Annotated in this window: 17 protein-coding genes and 2 riboswitches; of the genes, 7 read left to right on the top strand and 10 right to left on the bottom strand. The window is 75.3% G+C overall.

Annotated elements, in window-relative coordinates:
* Window positions 1-66: 66 nt before the first annotated feature.
* Window positions 67-1272, bottom strand: coding sequence for a cation:proton antiporter (locus tag NPS70_RS02380; protein ID WP_256522071.1), 1206 nt, complete (start codon window positions 1270-1272; stop codon window positions 67-69).
* A gap of 293 nt (window positions 1273-1565) precedes the next feature.
* Here NPS70_RS02380 and NPS70_RS02375 point away from each other — a divergent pair, with 293 nt between their 5' ends.
* Window positions 1566-3170 carry an ABC-F family ATP-binding cassette domain-containing protein gene (locus NPS70_RS02375; RefSeq protein WP_256522069.1) on the top strand — a complete coding sequence of 535 codons (1605 nt, stop codon included), beginning with the start codon at window positions 1566-1568 and terminating at the stop codon, window positions 3168-3170.
* A gap of 66 nt (window positions 3171-3236) precedes the next feature.
* Here NPS70_RS02375 and NPS70_RS02370 read toward each other — a convergent pair whose 3' ends face one another.
* Together NPS70_RS02370 and NPS70_RS02365 are read right to left on the bottom strand one after the other, a co-directional pair.
* Window positions 3237-3629 carry a VOC family protein gene (locus NPS70_RS02370; protein ID WP_256522067.1) on the bottom strand — a complete coding sequence of 131 codons (393 nt, stop codon included), beginning with the start codon at window positions 3627-3629 and terminating at the stop codon, window positions 3237-3239.
* A complete protein-coding gene (locus NPS70_RS02365; protein ID WP_256522066.1) occupies window positions 3626-3928 on the bottom strand; it encodes a metalloregulator ArsR/SmtB family transcription factor in 303 nt (100 codons plus the stop codon). The genes NPS70_RS02370 and NPS70_RS02365 overlap by 4 nt, the downstream gene beginning before the upstream one ends.
* Before the next feature lie 380 nt (window positions 3929-4308).
* On the opposite strand from NPS70_RS02365, the gene NPS70_RS02360 reads away from it, so the two are divergent.
* Window positions 4309-5640 carry a sodium:proton antiporter gene (locus NPS70_RS02360; protein ID WP_256522064.1) on the top strand — a complete coding sequence of 444 codons (1332 nt, stop codon included), beginning with the start codon at window positions 4309-4311 and terminating at the stop codon, window positions 5638-5640.
* Between the two features lie 94 nt (window positions 5641-5734).
* Here the strand turns inward: NPS70_RS02360 and NPS70_RS02355 are convergent, their stop codons facing one another.
* The gene (locus NPS70_RS02355) at window positions 5735-6001 is read right to left on the bottom strand and encodes a metal-sensitive transcriptional regulator (RefSeq protein ID WP_256522063.1); all 267 of its coding nucleotides are present in this window, start codon (window positions 5999-6001) and stop codon (window positions 5735-5737) included.
* 173 nt (window positions 6002-6174) lie between these two features.
* Window positions 6175-6296, top strand: a riboswitch (cobalamin riboswitch).
* A 167-nt stretch (window positions 6297-6463) separates the two neighbouring features.
* Here NPS70_RS02355 and NPS70_RS02350 point away from each other — a divergent pair.
* Together NPS70_RS02350 and NPS70_RS02345 are read left to right on the top strand one after the other, a co-directional pair.
* Window positions 6464-7213 carry a (2Fe-2S)-binding protein gene (locus NPS70_RS02350; RefSeq protein ID WP_256522061.1) on the top strand — a complete coding sequence of 250 codons (750 nt, stop codon included), beginning with the start codon at window positions 6464-6466 and terminating at the stop codon, window positions 7211-7213.
* Between the two features lie 195 nt (window positions 7214-7408).
* Window positions 7409-8479, top strand: coding sequence for a hypothetical protein (locus tag NPS70_RS02345; RefSeq protein ID WP_256522060.1), 1071 nt, complete (start codon window positions 7409-7411; stop codon window positions 8477-8479).
* Between the two features lie 168 nt (window positions 8480-8647).
* On the opposite strand, the gene NPS70_RS28440 is transcribed toward NPS70_RS02345, so the two are convergent.
* A complete protein-coding gene (locus tag NPS70_RS28440) occupies window positions 8648-9553 on the bottom strand; it encodes a class I SAM-dependent methyltransferase (protein WP_308314969.1) in 906 nt (301 codons plus the stop codon).
* 507 nt (window positions 9554-10060) lie between these two features.
* On the opposite strand from NPS70_RS28440, the gene NPS70_RS02330 reads away from it, so the two are divergent.
* A complete protein-coding gene (locus tag NPS70_RS02330; protein ID WP_256522058.1) occupies window positions 10061-11266 on the top strand; it encodes an alpha-hydroxy-acid oxidizing protein in 1206 nt (401 codons plus the stop codon).
* The gene (locus tag NPS70_RS02325; RefSeq protein WP_256522056.1) at window positions 11263-12075 is read left to right on the top strand and encodes a class I SAM-dependent methyltransferase; all 813 of its coding nucleotides are present in this window, start codon (window positions 11263-11265) and stop codon (window positions 12073-12075) included. The genes NPS70_RS02330 and NPS70_RS02325 overlap by 4 nt, the downstream gene beginning before the upstream one ends.
* Window positions 12076-12082: 7 nt before the next feature.
* Here the strand turns inward: NPS70_RS02325 and NPS70_RS02320 are convergent, their stop codons facing one another.
* The 5 genes from NPS70_RS02320 to NPS70_RS02300 form a co-directional block, all read right to left on the bottom strand.
* Window positions 12083-12898: an ABC transporter ATP-binding protein gene (locus NPS70_RS02320; protein WP_256522055.1), complete on the bottom strand. Its 816-nt coding sequence runs from the start codon at window positions 12896-12898 to the stop codon at window positions 12083-12085.
* A complete protein-coding gene (locus NPS70_RS02315; RefSeq protein ID WP_256522054.1) occupies window positions 12895-14046 on the bottom strand; it encodes an iron ABC transporter permease in 1152 nt (383 codons plus the stop codon). Before NPS70_RS02315 ends, NPS70_RS02320 begins: the two co-directional genes overlap by 4 nt.
* Window positions 14047-14060: 14 nt before the next feature.
* Window positions 14061-15125, bottom strand: a complete 1065-nt coding sequence (locus NPS70_RS02310; protein ID WP_374211921.1) for an ABC transporter substrate-binding protein — start codon at window positions 15123-15125, stop codon at window positions 14061-14063.
* Window positions 15126-15205: 80 nt separating this feature from the next.
* Window positions 15206-15330, bottom strand: a riboswitch (cobalamin riboswitch).
* A 220-nt stretch (window positions 15331-15550) separates the two neighbouring features.
* Complete coding sequence (locus tag NPS70_RS02305; protein ID WP_256522051.1) at window positions 15551-16291, bottom strand: 4'-phosphopantetheinyl transferase superfamily protein; 741 nt, start codon at window positions 16289-16291, stop codon at window positions 15551-15553.
* Window positions 16288-17109, bottom strand: coding sequence for a metallophosphoesterase (locus NPS70_RS02300; RefSeq protein ID WP_256522049.1), 822 nt, complete (start codon window positions 17107-17109; stop codon window positions 16288-16290). Before NPS70_RS02300 ends, NPS70_RS02305 begins: the two co-directional genes overlap by 4 nt.
* A gap of 302 nt (window positions 17110-17411) precedes the next feature.
* Here NPS70_RS02300 and NPS70_RS02295 point away from each other — a divergent pair, with 302 nt between their 5' ends.
* Window positions 17412-17957 carry a hypothetical protein gene (locus tag NPS70_RS02295; RefSeq protein WP_256522048.1) on the top strand — a complete coding sequence of 182 codons (546 nt, stop codon included), beginning with the start codon at window positions 17412-17414 and terminating at the stop codon, window positions 17955-17957.
* Window position 17958 lies beyond the last annotated feature (1 nt).

Raw genomic sequence — 17958 nt, 5'->3', positions numbered from 1 at the left:
CGTGCCCGATCACCCGGTTGCCAGCCGGGGTGGACCGTCGGGGTGGGGCCCCGGGACGGCGTCCGCTCAGCGGCGCGCACGGTCCTCCCCTCCGCCGCCGGACCCCGCGGGGGCCCGGCCGGCGCGCAGCGCGACCAGCGGGTAGATCAGCACGGAGAGCATCGCGGCGCCGACCAGTGCCGCTGCCTGGTCCGAGGCGATCGCCCCCTCGTCCAGCCCGATGGTGGTGATCGCGACCACCAGCGGCAGGCAGGTGGCGGCGAAGAAGGTGAGGGCCGTCCGGTCGCGCCGCGGCAGGTCCCGCGGGGCGAGGGCGTACACGGGGAGCCCGCGCACGGCCAGGAAGAGCAGCAGGTAGACGGGGACGTACAGCAGTGCCGTGCCGCCCTCCAGCAGGGCGTCCAGGTCGAACTCGACGCCCGTGACGATGAAGAACAGCGGCACCAGGAAGCCGAAGCCCATCGCCTCCACCTTGCCCATCACCTCGCGGCTCGTCTCGGCCGCGGCCCCCGAGAGGATCAGCCGGACGAGGATGCCCGCGGAGAAGGCGCCGAGCAGCACGTCGAGCCCGAGGGCGGCGGAGAGCCCGAGCATCGCCGCGAGCAGCAGCATCACCAGGCGGACCGCGAACTGCCCGCTGGTGTGCAGGGTCGCCTCCACCACCGTGGAGAACCAGGAGGGCCTCGGCCGGGAGGCCCACCACACGGCCACCACCGTGATGACGGCGAAGACCGCGAGGACCACGGCGGACGTCAGGGGCTGGCGCCCGCTCAGCAGCAGTGCCATGGCGACGATCGGCCCGAACTCCCCCACGGCGCCGAAGGCGAGCATCACCGTGCCGAAGCGGCCGGTCAGCCGCCCGCTGTCGCGCAGGATCGGCAGCACCGATCCGAGCGCGGTGCTGGTCAGTGCCGTCCCCACGATCAGGGCGCGGTCGACGTCCCCGCCGGAGAGCGCGGCCGCCAGGCCGATGCCCGCGCCGAGGGCGATCAGCCAGGACCAGACGGCGCGGTGCATGGTGGCGCGCCCGACGGCGCCGAAGTCGAGTTCGTAGCCGGCCAGGAAGATGAGCATGGCGAGCCCGAGCTCCGAGAGGGTGTCCAGCACCGCGTCGGAGTCCACCCACCCGAGAACGTCCGGCCCGAGGAGCACCCCCAGGGCGATCTCGAAGATCATCACCGGGATGCGGCACCAGCGGAGGCCCGCGAAGGCGAGCACGGGCGCGAGTGCGGCCGCCACCATGACCAGGAGGAAGTGCTCAGGATGCCCCATAGGGGCATTCTTCCGGCGCGAGGTGGCGAAACCCCGTGCATTGCCATGTGCGTGCGTGTCCTTCGAGGAGGGTGGGGGCGCGCACGCACGGCCGGCCGGGGGCCCGGGCGCGCGAGCCGGCGGCGGGGTGGCGGCCGCCGGGGCGGTGGTCGCGGACCGCGGCGCGGGAAACGGGGTGCGCCGTCCCGGGCGGCCCGGTTACCGTGGCCGCATGTCGACGCCCCGAGTCTCCTAGCCGAGGACCCGCTTCCCCGCCAGAAGTCCGTCCTCCTGCATACTCGGAGCGTCACCCCATGATCACCGCACGTGGCATCGAGCTGCGCGCCGGCGCGCGCCTGCTGCTGTCCGACATCTCCTTCACCGTCTCCCCGGGCGACCGCGTCGGCCTGGTCGGCCGCAACGGTGCCGGAAAGACCACCCTGATCACCGCCCTGGCGGGGATCACCAGGCCCGCGGCCGGGACCATCGCCCGTACCGGTCGGGTCGGCTTCCTCGGGCAGGACTCCCGGGCCGCCGACCCGTCCGTGACCGTCACGGACCGCATCCTGTCCGCCCGCGGCCTGGACGCCGCGCTGCGCGCCCTGCGCACGTCCGGGCAGGCCATGGCGGACGCGGCAGGGCCGAAGGCCCTGGAGCGCGCGATGGACGCCTACGCACGCGCCGAGGCCGCCTTCCAGTCGGGCGGCGGCTACGCGGCCGAGGCCGAGGCCGCCCGGGTGGCCGCCGGGACCGGACTGCCCCAGCGGGTGATGGACGAGCCGCTGGGGGCCCTGTCCGGAGGGCAGCGGCGCCGCGTGGAACTGGCGCGCATCCTCTTCGCGGGCGGCGGCGGCACGCTGCTGCTGGACGAGCCGACGAACCACCTGGACGCCGACTCGGTCGCCTGGCTGCGCGACCACCTCCGGGCCCACCAGGGCGGGCTGGTCCTGATCAGCCACGACACCGCGCTCCTGGAGGAGGTGGCCAACCGGGTCTTCCACCTGGACGCCACCCGGGCGGCGATCGACCAGCACAACACGGGCTGGAGTGCCTACCTCGCCCAGCGCGCCGCGGACGAGCGGCGCCGGAGCCGGGAGCGGGCGAGCGCGGAGCGCAAGGCCTCCGCCCTGCACGCCCAGGCCGACCGCATGAAGGCCCGCTCCGCCACGGCCGTCACGGCCAGGAGCATGGCCCGGCGCGCGGACCGGATGCTCGCCGGACTGGAGCCGGTGCGGCGCACCGAGCGGACCGCGCGGATCCGGCTGCCCCGGCCTGCGCCCTGCGGCCGCATGCCGCTCGGGGCCGTGGCCCTGGGCAAGTCCTACGGCGCCCACCGGGTCCTCGACGGGGTGGACCTCGCCGTCGACCGCGGCAACCGCCTGGTCGTCCTGGGTCTGAACGGCGCGGGCAAGACGACCCTGCTGCGCATCCTCGCCGGCGCCGAGCGGCCGGACTCCGGGCGGGTGGTCCACGGCCACGGCCTGCGGCTGGGCTACTTCGCCCAGGAGCACGACACGCTGGATCCCGGCCGCACGGTCCGGGAGAACCTGGCCGCGGCCGCGCCGCACCTGACGGACGGTGAGGCCCGCCGGGTGCTCGGCGCCTTCCTGTTCTCCGGCGACGACGCCGACAAGCCCGCCCGGGTGCTCTCCGGAGGGGAGAAGACCCGCCTGGCCCTGGCCGGGCTGGTGCACTCCGGCGCCAACGTGCTCCTGCTGGACGAGCCGACCAACAACCTCGACCCCGCCTCCCGCGACGAGGTGCTGGACGCGGTGGGGGCCTACCCGGGGGCGATCGTGATGGTGACGCACGACGAGGGCGCCCTGGACGCCCTGCGGCCCGACCGCGTCCTGGTGCTGCCCGAGGCGGACGAGGACCTGTGGAGCGAGGAGTACCGGGAACTGGTCGCCCTCGCCTGACCCCTCCGCCCGCCCGCGCCCGCCCGCCCGCGCCCCCGTTCCGGCCGGGCGCGGGCCCGGCGCCCGCTACCGCGGGACGGTCGCGATCTGGATCAGGTTGCCGCAGGTGTCGTCGAAGACGGCGGTCGTGACGGGCCCCGCCTCCAGCGGGTCCTGGGTGAAGCGCACGCCGAGACCGCTCAGGCGCGCGTGCTCCGCGTACACGTCCTCGACGGCGAACTGGGCGAGCGGGATGCCGTCCCGGACCAGCGCCTCGCGGTAGGGGCCCACGGCCGGGTGGCGGGCGGGCTCCAGGAGGAGTTCGGCCCCGCCGGTCTCGTCGGGGGAGACGACGGTCAGCCACCGGTCCGTCCCGCCCACCGGTACGTCCTGCTTCTTCACGAAGCCGAGGATCTCGGTGTAGAAGTGCTCCGCCCTGGTCTGGTCGTCGACGAAGACGCTGGTCAGATGGATCTTCAAGAGGAACTCCCCTCGGGGCCCGCGGTGCCGGGTCCGAGCCACCGCTCGGTGATCCGCCGCAGCGGGGCCGTGTTCAGTTCGTGGAACTTGCAGCGGCCCTCCCGCCGGGTCTCGACGAGACCCGCGGCCTCCAGCACCGCCAGATGCTGGGAGACCGCCTGGCGCGAGAGGCCGAGCCGGTGCTTCGTGCTCAACCGCCCGCAGATCTCGAAGAGTGTCTGCCCGGATCTCTCGGCGAGCTCGTCGAGGATGGTGCGGCGGGTGGGGTCGGCGAGGGCTCTGAAGACGTCGTCGGCCACACCCCCACCATAGGCAAGCATCTGCTTGCCTATCAAGGAGGCGCGCACTCCGTACCCCCGGTACCGGGCACCGCGGCAACCGGACCCGGGCCAGGGGCGAGGGAGTTGACGGAGTACGGCCGCGGGCGCCCCCGGGGCCCCGGAGGCGCCCGCGCGCCACGCGGGACCCCGGTAGCCCACCGGGGGGCGCGCTGCGCTACCGTCGTGCCGCCCGGCCGCGGCTCCGCCGTCCGCGACGCGGCCGGGAGGGTGCCGACAGCGGTCGTCCGGGGGCGTGTTCCCGCGGACCGGGACCGCGGTGGCCGACGGGTGGCGACCGGTCGGCCGGCACCGGGCCACGACCGGCGGGCGGCCGCACTCGCCGAACGGAAGTCCAGGTCATGGTCCTTGTCGCTGTCTTCGGAGCGGCGCTGCTCATCGCCGTGCTCCTCTCGGGCCTGGCCGCCCGGACGGTGCTCTCCACCTCGCTGCTCTTCCTCGTCGGCGGCGCCCTCGTCAGCGACGGGTTCCTCGGGCTGATCCACGTCACGCCCGACAGCGGCATCGTGGGCGTCACCGCGGACCTCGCCCTCTTCGCCGTGCTCTTCACCGACGGCATGCACGTCTCCCTCCCGGCGCTGCGCCGCAACTGGCGCAACCCGGCCAGGGCGCTGAGCCTCGGCATGCCGCTCGCGCTGGTCGGCATGGCCGTGATCGCGCACTACCTGGTCGGACTGGACTGGACGACCTCCTTCCTCGTGGGAGCCGTCCTCGCCCCCACCGATCCGGTGTTCGCCTCGGCGATCGTCGGACGCAAGGAGGTCCCGGCCAAGCTCCGCCAGCTGCTCAACGTGGAGAGCGGCATCAACGACGGGCTGGCGCTCCCCGTGGTCCTGCTGCTCATCGCGGCCGCCGGTCCGACGGCCGGCAGCGCGGAGTCCTCGCCCGCCAAGATCGCCCTGGAGCTCGGGCTGGGACTGGCCTTCGGCGTGGTCCTGCCGCTGTTCGTCAACTACCTGGTGCGCTTCCGCCTGCTGGGTCCGGAGCCGAAGCTGCAGCCCCTGCTGCCGCTCGCGATCGGCGTCATCCTCTACGGCCTGTGCCACCTCACCCACGCCAACCCCTACCTCGCGGCCTTCTCCGCCGGTGCGGTGCTCACCGCCGTCTCCCCGGAGGCCAAGTCCGCCTTCGAGCCGCTCGGCGAGGCGCTGGCCGAACTCGCCAAGTTCGCCGCGCTGCTCGTCTTCGGTGCGCTGCTCACCCCGCAGCTCTTCGGCGACCTGTCCCTCGGCGGGTACGCGGCGGTCTTCCTCGCCATCGTGCTGATCCGCCCGGCCTCGCTGCTGCTGTCGCTGGTGGGGACGCGCTTCACACGGCGGGAGAAGCTGGTCGCGGCGTGGTTCGGGCCCAAGGGCTTCGCCTCGGTGGTCTACGGCCTGCTGGTGCTCCAGGCGGGGATCCCGCAGGGCGAGGAGGCGTACACGCTGATCGCCGTCTGCATCGCGGCGTCGATCGTCGCCCACAGCAGCACCGACGTGCCCATCGCGCGCATGTTCCATGTGGACGACCTGGCGGGCATCCCCGGCGGCGACGAGGATGACACCGGGTCCGGGCCCGACCGCCGGGACGCGGCACCGGGAGAGGGGCCGGAGGGCGGCAGGGTCGCCGGTCCCCGCGCCGCACCGGCTCCCGACCCGGCCGAGGCCGGGCCGGGGCGTACCGCCGGGGACTGAACCGGGCCCGGCCGCGCACGACCACCCGCCGCGCCCTGCTCCGGGGGCGGCGGTCCGGTGGTCGGCCGGGGCTCCGGAGCGTGCGCCGCGGAGTTCAGGCCAGGGCCAGGAACAGCTTCTCCAGCTCCTGCTCCGTCAGCGGCTGCGCCTCCTCGCCGGGGTCGGTCAGGCACTGGCGCATCCCACTGGCCACGATCTTGAACCCGGCGCGGTCCAGCGCGCGGGAGACCGCGGCCAGCTGGGTGACGACGTCCCGGCAGTCCCGGCCCGACTCGATCATGGCGATGACACCGGCGAGCTGGCCCTGGGCGCGGCGCAGGCGGTTGAGGACCGCGGGGGCCGCCTCTTCTTCTACTTTCACCGGGTTTCCTCCCGTCCTCCGTCTTCCACCCTGACCCAGGATACCCCTATGGGTATATTTTCCGGAGGTGGCAACCGCTCCGCGCGCGGGCGCCGCCGTCCCCGCCCCCCGGCAGGCCCGGTGGCGCGCCGAGCGCCGCGTCTGGGATGCTGCGCCGGACAGGCGACGGCGCGCAGGAAGCCGGTGGGAATCCGGCACGGTACCGCCACTGTGAAGGGGGAGCGACCCGCCGCGGCCACGGCCCGTGCGAGGGGCCGGAAGGCCGGGGGAGCGTCGATCCCGAGTCAGGAGACTGACGCCGTCGCACCTCGGCACCCCGGGGCGGAGTTCCCCGAGAGAGGACGGTGGCACCGTGTGCCTCCCCGGCGGCAGCCCCTGGTACGACGATCCGCGGCGCGGCGCAACGCCCCGGCGGACCGGGCCCCGCGCGGTGGTCCGCACCGCTCGCGCCGGGGCCGGGCGGTGACCCCGGAACTGCTGGCGCGAGTGGCGGCGGTCGGGCCCTACTTCGCGGTCACGGCAGGCGAGCGGCCCGACGCGACCGGGTTCCGGCCGCTCTCCGCCCTCTACGGTGACCGGCGCGTGCTGGAGGAGTACGTGGCGGAGGTCGGCCGGCGGCTCGGCTCCGACCAGCGGCGCGTCGCCGCCTCCACCCTGCACATCGGCACCGCCGCCCGGCTCTGGTCCGTCGCCCTGGGGGCGGCCGTGCTCACCGGGCGGGTGCCCGACCTCGCCCCCGGCCGGCTGCTGTGGCGGACGCCCGCGGCGGGCCCGATGGAACTCTGGCTGCCCGGGCCCGCGACCGCACCGCCATCCGGGACCGCCGCGGAGGAGCCGTCCCCGGCGGCTCTCGTGGACGCGCTCCACGACACCGTGATGGTGCGCAACCTGGAGCCCTTCGCCGCGGCCCTGCGCCGCCACTTCACCCTCTCCCCGCTGACCCTGCGCGGCAATGCGGCCTCGGCCCTGGTCGGTGCCGCCCGGGTGCTCGGCGAGCGCGCCCCCGGCGCCGGGGGCGACCCGGTGGCCCTGGCCGGCGCGCTCCTCGACCGGGAGCCGATGGCGGGGGAGGGGGTCCTCGACCGGGACCCGCTCGCCTACCGGCGGGGCAGCTGCTGCCTGTACTACCGCGCACCCGGTGCCGGGATGTGCGGGGAGTGCGTGCTCCACCGGCGACGGGGCGGCGCCCCGGTGCGGGGGGTCCGGGGCTGACCGGGCACCGCGGCGTCGCCGCCGCGGTCGGTGTCGAGGTGGGCGAATCCTTTCCCCGGTCCATGCGATACGACGAATGTCACTCACAGGAGTTGTGCAACTACTCAGGGTGTTTGGCGGGGGTGGGGGCGGGGAGTCCGCAGCGGTGGCGATCCGCAGCGGGCGGGTCGCGGCCGAGGAAGGAAGCTCCCCCACATGAACGCACTGGCTCCTGCCCGGGTCCGGCTCTGCGCCGCCGCCGCGGTGCTGCCGCTGCTCCTGCTCACCGGGGCGGCGCCCGCCGGGGCGCGGCCCGCCGCCGCACCCACCGCGCCGCAGGTGGTGGTCGGTCCGTCGAGCGCGGACGGGCAGGCGTCGAAGGCGACGTGCCCCTCCGGCACCAGGGTGGCCGGAGGCGGCCACTTCTCCAACACCTTCCACTACGCCAACGGCGGCGACATCTACGACGCGGTGCGGGCGAACGCGCCCACGCGCGCGGGCGACGGGTGGACCGTGCAGCAGCTGAAGGGCACGGCGCAGGCCGTCGCCCTGTGCGTGCCCGCGGAGGAGGCGCCGAGCGTGGCGGTCAGTGAGCCGAGCGGCGACGCGCAGACGGCGAAGGCCACGTGCCCCTCCGGCACCAGGGTCGCCGGAGGCGGCTTCTTCTCCAACACCTTCCACTACGCCAACGGCGGCACGATCTACGACTACGTGCGCAGCAGCTCCCCGTCGCGTGCGGGTGACGCCTGGCTGGCGCAGCAGGTCAAGGGGAAGGTGCAGGCGGTGGCGCTGTGTGTGCCCGCGGAGCGGGCGCCGGGTGTGGTGGTGAGCGAGCCGAGTGGCGACGCGCAGACGGCGAAGGCGACCTGTCCCGCCGGCAGCAGGGTCGTCGGAGGCGGCTTCTTCTCGAACACCTTCCACTACGCCAACGGCGGCACGATGTACGACGCGGTGCTCGCGAACTCCCCGTCGCGTGCGGGTGACGCCTGGCTGGCGCAGCAGATGAAGGGGAAGGTGCAGGCGGTGGCGCTGTGTGTGCCCGCGGACGAGGCGCCGGGTGTGGTGGTGAGCGAGCCGAGCGGCGACGCGCAGGCGGTCAAGGCGACCTGCCCCTCCGGCAGCAGGGTCGTCGGAGGCGGCTTCTTCTCCAACACCTTCCACCGCGCGAACGGCGGGAACATCTACGACTACGTGCGCACCAGCTCCCCGTCCGGCTCGGGTGACGGCTGGGTGGCGCAGCAGGTCAAGGGCAAGGTGCAGGCGATCGCGCTGTGCGGGGCGTCCTGACGGGCCGAAGGTTCGTCCGGCCCGCGCGAGGCGCCCGGCGGGGAACCCCCGCCGGGCGCCTCGCGCCCGTCCGCCCGCCGTCTCCCCGTCCGCCCGTCGTCCGCCCGTCGTCCGCCCGTCGGCGTCGGCGGTGCCGCACGGGAATCCCCCGCGGCCGGGGCGCCCGCCCTACTCGGCGCGGGGACGCCGGCCCCATGCCGTGACCAGGCCGAGGGACAGGTCCCAGGTGTCCGGGGCCTCCAGGTACGCCTCCACCGCGTCGACGTCCGCGTGGTCCGCCAGGCCGGTGGCCACGACGAGGGGGCGTGCCTGGGCGAGGGTGAGCCGCCAGAACCTCGACATCGGGGTGCCGGGTCCGACGGGCGGGACGTCCACCGCCGCCCCGATGTCGACCAGCCCCGCGGCCGCCAGAGCGGAGGGAAGGCGTCGGCCGTGGTCGACGTCGGTGCCGATGGCCTGCTCCAGGGCGAGCCAGAGCGCGCCCATGGTGGCGCGGTACCGTGCGTTCGGCGATCCGGGTGTGCCCAGGTCGGCGTTGTCGCCGACCACGAGCAGGCCACCCGGCCGCAGCCAGGACGCCAGCCGCCGCAGCACCTGCCCGCGTTCGCGGATGTGCATCACCACGAACCGGGCGTGGATCAGGTCGAACAGGCCGGGGTCGGTCGCCGGGTCCAGCAGATCCGCCCGGAGGACGCCGATGCCCTGCCGCCTCAGCGGCTCGAGGAACCGGGTGTCCCGGTCGACGGCGAGGACCTCTCCTCCGTCGCCCGTCCGCTGTGCGAGCCAGCCGGTGATGCTGCCCGGCCCCGCGCCGACGTCCAAGCAGCGCCATCCGGGCCGGATCCCCAGTGCGCCCAACCGGTGCCGGGTGGCGGGGTCGAACGCCTGCGCCAAGGCGGTGAGGCGCGCCAGCTCCCCGTCCCCCGCGCCGTTGAACAGCCGGTCGCCGTAGCGCTCGTCGACGGGCGTGCCACGGGTCGTCAGATCGCTCTGCAGGGTCCTGGTCCCTTCGTGGGTGGTCGTGGCGGGCCGGGCGCGCCCGCGCGGGGGTGCGTCGCCGCGCCGTCCACGCACCCGGCCCGTACCGGGAGGGTCCCGGCGCGGGTCGCGGTCACGGCGCCCGGCGGCGGACGAGGGCGGCGCGTGGCGGGTGACCGTCGCGCAACCCGGTCGCGTGACGGGCCGCTTTTCCGCGACCCGATCGCGCGACGAGCCTAAGGGGCCCGCTTTTCAGAGCCCCCGGGAATCGGCCGGAAACAGAGGCCGGAATGCCTGCATCCGGTGCTCTGAGGCTTTGCTGCGCGCCTCTCCGGGCGCCGGCCGGGGCAAGCCGGATTCGTGGAACAACGGGCCTCGGACGTCGATTTCGCAGCGGATCCGGGTTCAACCCCCGATTCTTCCCCCCGTCGCCAAAGGTCGTCCTGAAGTGGTGGTTTGGCTTCGGTGGGGCCCTGTTCCCCGCCACGCGGGCCAGGGGGAGCGGAATTCGTGAATCCGGGGCGCCCGCTCCGTGCGCCCTTGAACCCCTCCCCTCTCGCGGTCAGAATCGGCGTCGTCTTCGCAACGGGGGAGGAATCCGCGATGTCCTACACGGGCGGCTACCAGAGTCAGGTCTTCGCCGATGGAGGAAGCCCCTTTCCGTTCACCGTCCAAGGGCTGGTGGATGCCGCCCGCGACATCCTGCCGCGACCGTATTTCGACTACATCGCGGGCGGTGCGGGAAGAGAGCGCACCGTCGCCGCCAACGAGGACGCCTTCGCCCGCTGGGGGCTGAACTACCGCATCCTGCGCGACGGAACGGGCTGCGATCCGTCCTGCACGGTGCTGGGCACCCCCATGTCCGTGCCGGTGATGCTCGCCCCCGCCGGGGTGGCCGACCTGGCCCACCCCGAGGCCGAGCGGGCGGCGGCCCGTGCCGCCGCCGACGCGGGGGTCGTCCAGGTGCTGTCCTCGGCCACCTCGACCTCGCTGGAGGAGGTCGCCGCGGCGGCCCCCCGGGGCCGCCGCTGGTTCCAGTTCGCCTGGCCCGACGACGAGAAGCTGGCGCGTTCGCTCGTCGAACGCGCGGAGAACGCCGGATACACCGCCCTCGTGCTCCAGGGCGACTGCCATGTCGCCGGCTGGCGCACCCGTGAACTCGACTCCGGGTTCTTCCCCTTCCGGCACGGTCACGGCCTCGGGAACTACGTGTCCGACCCCCGCTTCCGCGAGCTCGCCGGAATCGGCGCCCGGCCGGTCCCGGGCGGTGCCGCCCTCGACCCGGCCGAGGTCCCGGCCGCCGCGGCCGCCTGGAACCGCCTCTACACCCGCCCCGCCCTCCACCCGGGGGACCTCGCGCTGCTGCGCGCCTGGACGGACCTGCCCGTGGTCGTGAAAGGGGTCTGCCGGCCGGACGAGGCGGCGCTTCTGGCGGACGCGGGTGCCGACGCGCTCGTCGTCTCCAACCACGGCGGGCGCCAGCTCGACAGCGGCACGGCCGCTCTCGACTGCCTGCCCGGCGTGGTCGAGGCCGTCGCCGGCCGGCTGCCCGTCCTCTTCGACTCGGGCGTCCGCACCGGGACCGACGTCCTGATCGCCCTCGCGCTGGGCGCGAGCGCCGTCATGATCGGGAGGCCCTGGCTCTACGGCCTCGCCGTCGGCGGACAGGACGGCGTCTCCCACGTCCTGCGGTGCCTGGAGTCCGAGTTCACCGGGGCGCTCGCCCTCACCGGCCACCGCGGCCCCGGCACCCTCTCGCCCGCCGATCTCACCCCCGTCACCGCACCCATGCCCGGGAGGACCCGATGACCACGCACGCCGAGCGCTACGGCGACCGCATCTTCAGCCACACCGGGGCGGACGAGGCGGCGCGCCTGGCAGCCCTGGCCGAGGTCCTGGACCCGGTCTCCGTCGAGGCCCTCACCACGGGCGGGCCCTCCTCCCGCCCGGTCCGCCGCTGCCTGGAACTCGCCGCCGGTACCGGCAGCGTGGCCCTGCGGATGCTCGACCTCTTCCCCTCCGCCCGGGTGACCGCGACGGAGCTCGACCTCCGCTTCCTGGAGGCGGTACGCGGGGACCGGCTGGAGGTCCTCCGCCACGACGCCACGGCCGACGACTTCCCCGACGGCCTCTTCGACGTCGTCCACGTCCGCTACCTGCTCCACCACCTGCCCACCCGCCGGGAGGTCTTCGGCCGGATCGTCCGGTGGCTGGCCCCGGGCGGCCGCCTCGTCGTCGAGGAACCCGCCCGGTTCCCCCTGGAGGCCGCACGGGACCCGCACTACCGGCGGGTCTCGCTGGGCGCCCTGCAGGTCCTGGCCGACCGCCTCGGCACCGACTGCACCGACTGGGGCCCCGACCTCCCCCGGACCGCCGCCGCCCACGGCCTCACGGACGTCACCCTGCGCACCACGGTCCCGACCGTGGCACACGACACCCCGATGGGCCGCTTCTGGCGCCTGACCGTCGCTCACCTCGCCCCGGGCATCGGGGAGCTGCCCGGTGTCCTCCCCGGGGACGTCCCGACCGTGCTCGACCGGCTCTCGCGGCCCGGGCTGGTCGAGATGGGCATGGCGACGGTCACCCTCACCGCGACCCGGCCCGCCAGGGACGCCTGAGCCGACGTCAGCCGTCCTGCGCACCGGACGCGGCGGCCTCCCGGTCCGCCTCGTCCGGCAGGAAGGTGACCTGCGGCGCCCCGGTCCGGGGATGCACCCGCACCTCGCCCACCACTCCGTACACCTCCTCCAGCAGACGCGGGGTGAGGACCTCCGGGGGCGTGCCCGAGGCCACGATCCGCCCCGCCCGCAGCACGTGGATGCGGTCGCAGTAGTAGGCGGCCAGATTGAGGTCGTGCAGGGCCACCAGCACCGTGGCGGGCAGCCTGCGCACCAGGCCGAGCACCTGCAACTGGTGCCGCACGTCCAGGTGGTTGGTCGGTTCGTCCATCACCAGCAGCGCCGGCTCCTGGGCCAGTGCCCGGGCGATCAGCACCCGCTGCCGCTCACCGCCCGACAGCCGGTCGAAGCCGCGGTCGGCCAGGTCCTCGGCGTCCACGGCCGACAGCGCGGCGGCGACCAGCCGCGCGTCCTCGGCGGTGTCCCCGTCCAGGAGCCGCTTGTGGGGCGTCCTGCCCATGGCCACCACGTCGCGCACGGTCAGGTCGAAGGCCGCACCCGGGTCCTGCACCACGGCGGCAAGGGTGCGCGCCAGCGTCCGTGCGGTCATCCTCCAGGGGTCGTCGCCGTCCACCCGGATGCGCCCCTCGTCGGGACGCAGGACCCGGTAGACCGCCCGCAGCAGGCTCGACTTGCCGCTGCCGTTGGGGCCGACCAGGCCGACCACCTCGCCGGGGGCGGCGGCCAGGGAGACGTCCTGGACCACCCGGCGGGCCCCTGCGCTCAGGGTGAGGTCCTCGACGGTCAGTCCTGCCGCGCTCATGCCCGCCCCCGCTCGTCGCCCCGCCGCGCGTCCCGGCGCATCAGCCACAGGAAGAACGGCCCGCCGCACAGCGCGGTCAGCACGCCCACGGGAATCTCCATCGGTGCGGCCACCGTCCGTGCGGCGATGTCCGCCCAGACGAGGAAGCAGGCTCCGGCGAGGGCCGCCGTCGGCAGCACCCGCCGGTGGTCGCCGCCGACGAACAGCCGCACGATGTGCGGCATCATCAGCCCCACGAAGCCGATGGGCCCGGCGGCGGCCACCAGGCAGCCGGTCACCAGGGACAGCAGCACGAACATCCGGGCCCGGAAGCGTGCCACGTCCAGACCCATGGTGGCCGCGGCCTCCTCGCCCGCGAGCAGCAGGTTCAGCGACCGTGCCTGCACCGTCAGCACGCCGATGCCCAGCAGCAGCGCGACCGCGGGCAGCCACAGGCTGCCCCAGTGGACCCCGCCGAGGCCGCCGAGCGTCCAGGCGAGCACCTCCCGGGCGTGGTTGGCCCGGTCGGAGGTGAGCAGCACCAGGTCCATCAGCGCCGTCAGCACGGCGGCGACCGCGACCCCGGCGAGGATCAACCGCATGGAGGTGATCCGCCCGCCCGCCCGTGCCGTCGTGTACACCAGCAGCATGGACAGCAGCGCCCCGGCGAAGGCGGCGGCCGACAGGGACACCGGGCCGAGGAGCCCGGCCCCGGTGACGACCACGATCACGGCACCGAGCGAGGCGCCCGAGGACACCCCGAGCAGGTAGGGCTCGGCCAGGGGGTTGCGGACCAGCGCCTGCATGGCGGCCCCCACCACGGCGAGCCCCGCTCCCGTGACCACGCCGAGCAGCACCCGCGGCGCGCGGACGTCGAGCACGATCGTCTCCCGTACCCGGGACCACGCGGGCTCGGCCCAGTCGGCGCCCAGCGCATGCGTCACGATGCCCCACACCTCGCCCGGGGGTACGTGCACCGACCCGACCCCCAGCCCCGCCGTGACGGAGACGAGCAGCAGCGCGGTGAGCAGGACGGGTGCCAGGCGGCCGCCGCGCCCGCCGGCAGCGGCCCGGCCGGTGGCGGCCGTCCGCCCGCCGGCGGGGTGCGGCGGCGGCCCCGGCTCGGGGCCGGGGCCGCGCTGCCCGGTGCCGGCGGGGGCCGCACCCACGGCGCCCCGCGGCCTCACGCGAACCGCTGGGGGTGGAGCGCGCGGGCGATCTCCTCGACCGCCAGCGGCGGACGCACCCCGACCAGCGTCGCGGTCAGCGGCAGCACCACGAAGCGCCTGTCGCGGACGGCCGGCACATCGGCGAGCGCGGGCTGAGCGAGCAGGAACTCCTTCTTCTCCTCGACGCTGCCGGACCCGGCGTAGTCGTAGATCGCGATGACCTCGGGCTTCCGCGCGACGACCTGCTCCCAGGAGGCGTCGCCGAAGACCGCGTCGAGGTCGTCGAAGACGTTGCGGCCGCCCGCGAGGCGGATGATCTCGGTGCCCAGGCCCTTGCCGCCCGCCGTGAACGGCGCCTTGTCGCCGCTGTCGTAGACGAACACGGACACCGGGTCCACGCCGTCCACGGCGGAGGTGGCCTCGTCCACCCGGGCCTTCAGCCCGGCCACCAGCTTCTCGGCGCGCTCGTCGACTCCGAAGATGCTGCCCACGGTGCGGATCTCGTCGTAGGCGTCGGCGATGTGCACCTCGTCCTCGCCGCAGTACTCGCGGTTGAGGTAGGTGTCGATGCCCGCGTCGGAGAAGGCCCTGCGCGAGCGGCCCTCCTTCTCGTCGAAGGCGCTGCCGTAGCCGCCGTAGACGAAGTCGGGCTCGGCTTCCAGCACCGTCTCGAACGAGGGCTCCCGCTCGGCCAGTTCGGGGATGGCGCCGAAGGCGTCCGCGTACTGGGGGAGCACCGCCGAGTCGGGGAAGGCGGTGCCGACCATCCGGTCCTGGAGCCCCAGGGCCAGCATCAGCTCCGCCGGGTGCTGGTGGATGGTGACGGCGCGCGAGGGCGGTTCCCGGTAGGTGGTGCGTGTGCCGCAGTTCTCGACGGTGACGGGGAAGCCCTCGGCGGCGGCACGGGCGTCCGCGTCGCGGGCGCCGCCGCTCTCCTGGGTGCCGCAGCCGGCGAGGAGCCCGGCGGTGAGCGCCGCGGCCAGCACCCACGCCGTGCGGCGCCCCGGGACGCCCCGGCGGTCGCGCGCCGGGGCGTGGCGGGCGCCGGGGGAGTGGGGGGAAAGGGGGGATATGGGCATGGCCGGGCGACGGGTGACGTCGTCGTACACGTGAAGCCTCCTGCGGAGTCCGCGCTCCTTGGACCGGGCCCGCGACGGGTCAGTTTCCTGACTCCCGGATCGACGTTCCCCCTGGCCTTCCCGCGCTGCGCGCCGTGGCCGTCCGCAGGGTTCCACTCCCCGGTCACAGTGGCGGGACCGTGCCGGAATCGCACCGGCTTCCTGTCTCCCGTCGCGGTAGTGACGAGGCGATACTACGTGTCCGAATCCGGCCCCCCAAGACCGCCCGACGGCGCACGGCAGCGGACCGGGGGCGCGGAAGGGGGCGCGGGCGCCTTGGGCCGGGAGCCGCTCCGGGCACCGGCGGGCACGGCGGCAGGAGCGCGGGGCCGCCGGGCACACCGCGTGCGGCCCGGCAGGCCCCGCCCGCACCCCCGGACGGACCCTCAGAGGGGTGCCGCGGCCGGGGAGCCCGCGGCCGCGCCGCCCCTGCCGGAGGACGTGCCCTGCGGATGGGTCCCGTCCGCGAGGAGGGTGACGGCGGTGAGCAGCAGGCCGTCCCGGGCGGTCCAGCGGCCGCTCAGCCCGTCGAGGCGGCGCCCCGCCACCTGCGGGCCCGGCACCAGGAGCGCGGCGTGGAAGGTGCCGCAGGCCTCGCCGGTCCGGTGGAAGCGCACCGACGCCTGGTGGAAGTCCAGCTCCTGCCGCATCAGCGGGTACCACGTCTTGAAGACGGCCTCCTTCGCGCAGAACAGCAGGCGGTCGCCGCAGACCCCCGGGGCGGGGGAGGGCTCCGCCGCCAGCCGCTCGCGCTCCTCGGCGACCGAGACCAGCTTCAGCACCCCGTCGGGGAGCGGTTCGTCGGGCTCTGCGTCGATCCCGAGCGAGGCGACACCGGCGGCCGCGGCGACCACCGCCCCGCGGTACCCGGCGCAGTGCGTCATACTGCCCACCACCCCGTGCGGCCACAGGGGCTCGCCGCGACGGCCCTTCAGCAGCGGCGCGGGCGGCACCCCCAGCTCCGCCAGCGCGGTGCGGGCGCAGCGCCGCACGGTGGCGAACTCCCGGCGGCGGGCGGGCACGGCACGCTCCACCAGGGCGGTCTCCTCGGGGAACCGGCCCGGCTCCTCGTCGTCCGCGAAGGCCTCGGCGTGGTGGACGCCGGGCGGGAGGAGGGCCCCGATCACGCCGCCTCCACCGGGAAGACGAGCCGGCACGGGTCCTGGTCCTCGGCGACCCCGCGCCGGCGCCACTCGCGCGGGTAGCCGAGCGAGACCTCCTCGAAGCGGACCCCGTCGTGCCAGGTGGTGCGCGGGATGTGCAGGTGGCCGTAGACCACCGCGGCGGTGGGGAAGCGCACATGCCAGTCGGCGGTGAGCTCCGTGCCGCACCACTGGGCGAACTCGGGATGGCGCAGCACCCGGGTGGGTTCCCGGACGAGCGGGAAGTGGTTCACCATCACCAGGGGCGCCGAGGGGTCGACCGCGGCCAGGCGCGGCTCCGTGGCGGCGACCCGGGCACGGCACCACGCGTCCCGCGAGGGATGGGGCTCGGGGTCGAGGACGAACTCGTCCGTGCACACGATGCCCGCCTCCTCGGCCTGTGCCAGGGACTCCTCCCTGGTCGAGGCGGTGGGGGTCCGGAACGAGTAGTCGTACAGCAGGAACAGGGGCGCCACGGTGAGCGGACCGCCCGGCCCCTCCCAGACGGGGTAGGGGTCCTCGGGGGTGACGACCCCCATGGCGCGGCACATGTCCACCAGGTACCGGTAGCGCTTCTCGCCCCGCAGTTGCACCGGGTCCGCGCCGACCGTCCACAGCTCGTGGTTGCCCGGGGCCCACACCACTCTGGCGAACCGGTCCGCCAGGGTGCGCAGCGTCGTCTCGATGTCCGTGGTCAGCTCGGCCACGTCTCCCGCGACGAGGAGCCAGTCGCCGGGCGTGCGCGGGCGCACCGCGTCCACACGGGACTTGTTGTCCCGGAGCGCGGTGTGGAGGTCGCTCACGGCCAGCAGGTTTCCCGTCGTCGAGCCCGTGCCCACCGTGGTCCCCCGTCCGCCCGCCTGCGTGTGCCGTCCGCCGCCACGGTAATGCGCGTCCGGGGGCGGAGGACAGCGGCGAATTCCGGCCAATCCGTCCCGGGCGGGGGAGGGAGCCACCGGAACGGTCGCGTCCGCCCCCGGTGCCTCCCGCCGGTGCGCACGGCGGGCCGTCCCGTGCGCCGGACCCGCCGCCGCCCGTGCCGAGCCGGCCGCACCGGTGCGCCGCTCATTGGCCTCCGACAGGTTCGTCGTCCATACTGCCCGCCGTGGAGCAGCGCATAGATCCGAACGCCAAGCCCGAGTTCGCCGTGGGTACGGACCCGTCCTTCGTGCCCCTCGTCGGCCTCGCGCAGTCGCCGGTGCCGGCCGCGGGCGCCGCGGACGAGGACCGCACCGGTGCCGCGACCCACGGGGAACCCGGGGCCGACGAGGAGTGGGAGGCGGGTGGGCCGGAGGGCGCCGCTGCCCGCGACGGCGGCGAGGCCGACGGCGCCGACGAGGCGCACGGCGCCGCGCGGGAGCCCCACGACGGCTCCGGCCCCTCCTTCGAGGCCCGGGACCGGCGCGGCTCCGTCACGGCCGACGGCGGCGGCATCGTCTTCCGCCTGGACGACCAGGAGGCGGACTTCGGCTGGGACGAGGTCCGCGCCGTCGAGGTCAAGCTGCCCCGCTTCGGGCGCCGCTTCACCGTCGTGGTGCACGTGGCGGCGAACCGGTGGTTCACCAACGAGGTCCAGGCCGACCGGCGCGGCCGCCTCGGGGAGTGGCAGGCGGGGCTCGACGCCGTCCTCGACGCCTACTTCGAGGAGTAGG

Source organism: Streptomyces sp. C10-9-1 (assembly GCF_024497955.1).
GTDB lineage: Bacteria > Actinomycetota > Actinomycetes > Streptomycetales > Streptomycetaceae > Streptomyces > Streptomyces sanyensis.
Note: the sequence above shows the minus strand (reverse complement) of the source record. Positions and strands in the feature narration are given on the sequence as shown.

Excerpts from the sequence above, each read along its gene's own strand:
- NPS70_RS02325 (WP_256522056.1), top strand. The coding sequence starts at position 11,263 with ATGACCACGCACGCCGAGCGCTACGGCGACCGCATCTTCAGCCACACC.
- NPS70_RS02345 (WP_256522060.1), top strand. The coding sequence starts at position 7,409 with ATGAACGCACTGGCTCCTGCCCGGGTCCGGCTCTGCGCCGCCGCCGCG.
- NPS70_RS02375 (WP_256522069.1), top strand. The coding sequence starts at position 1,566 with ATGATCACCGCACGTGGCATCGAGCTGCGCGCCGGCGCGCGCCTGCTG.
- NPS70_RS02360 (WP_256522064.1), top strand. The coding sequence starts at position 4,309 with ATGGTCCTTGTCGCTGTCTTCGGAGCGGCGCTGCTCATCGCCGTGCTC.
- NPS70_RS02330 (WP_256522058.1), top strand. The coding sequence starts at position 10,061 with ATGTCCTACACGGGCGGCTACCAGAGTCAGGTCTTCGCCGATGGAGGA.
- NPS70_RS02320 (WP_256522055.1), bottom strand. The coding sequence starts at position 12,898 with ATGAGCGCGGCAGGACTGACCGTCGAGGACCTCACCCTGAGCGCAGGG.
- NPS70_RS02380 (WP_256522071.1), bottom strand. The coding sequence starts at position 1,272 with ATGGGGCATCCTGAGCACTTCCTCCTGGTCATGGTGGCGGCCGCACTC.
- NPS70_RS02310 (WP_374211921.1), bottom strand. The coding sequence starts at position 15,125 with ATGCCCATATCCCCCCTTTCCCCCCACTCCCCCGGCGCCCGCCACGCC.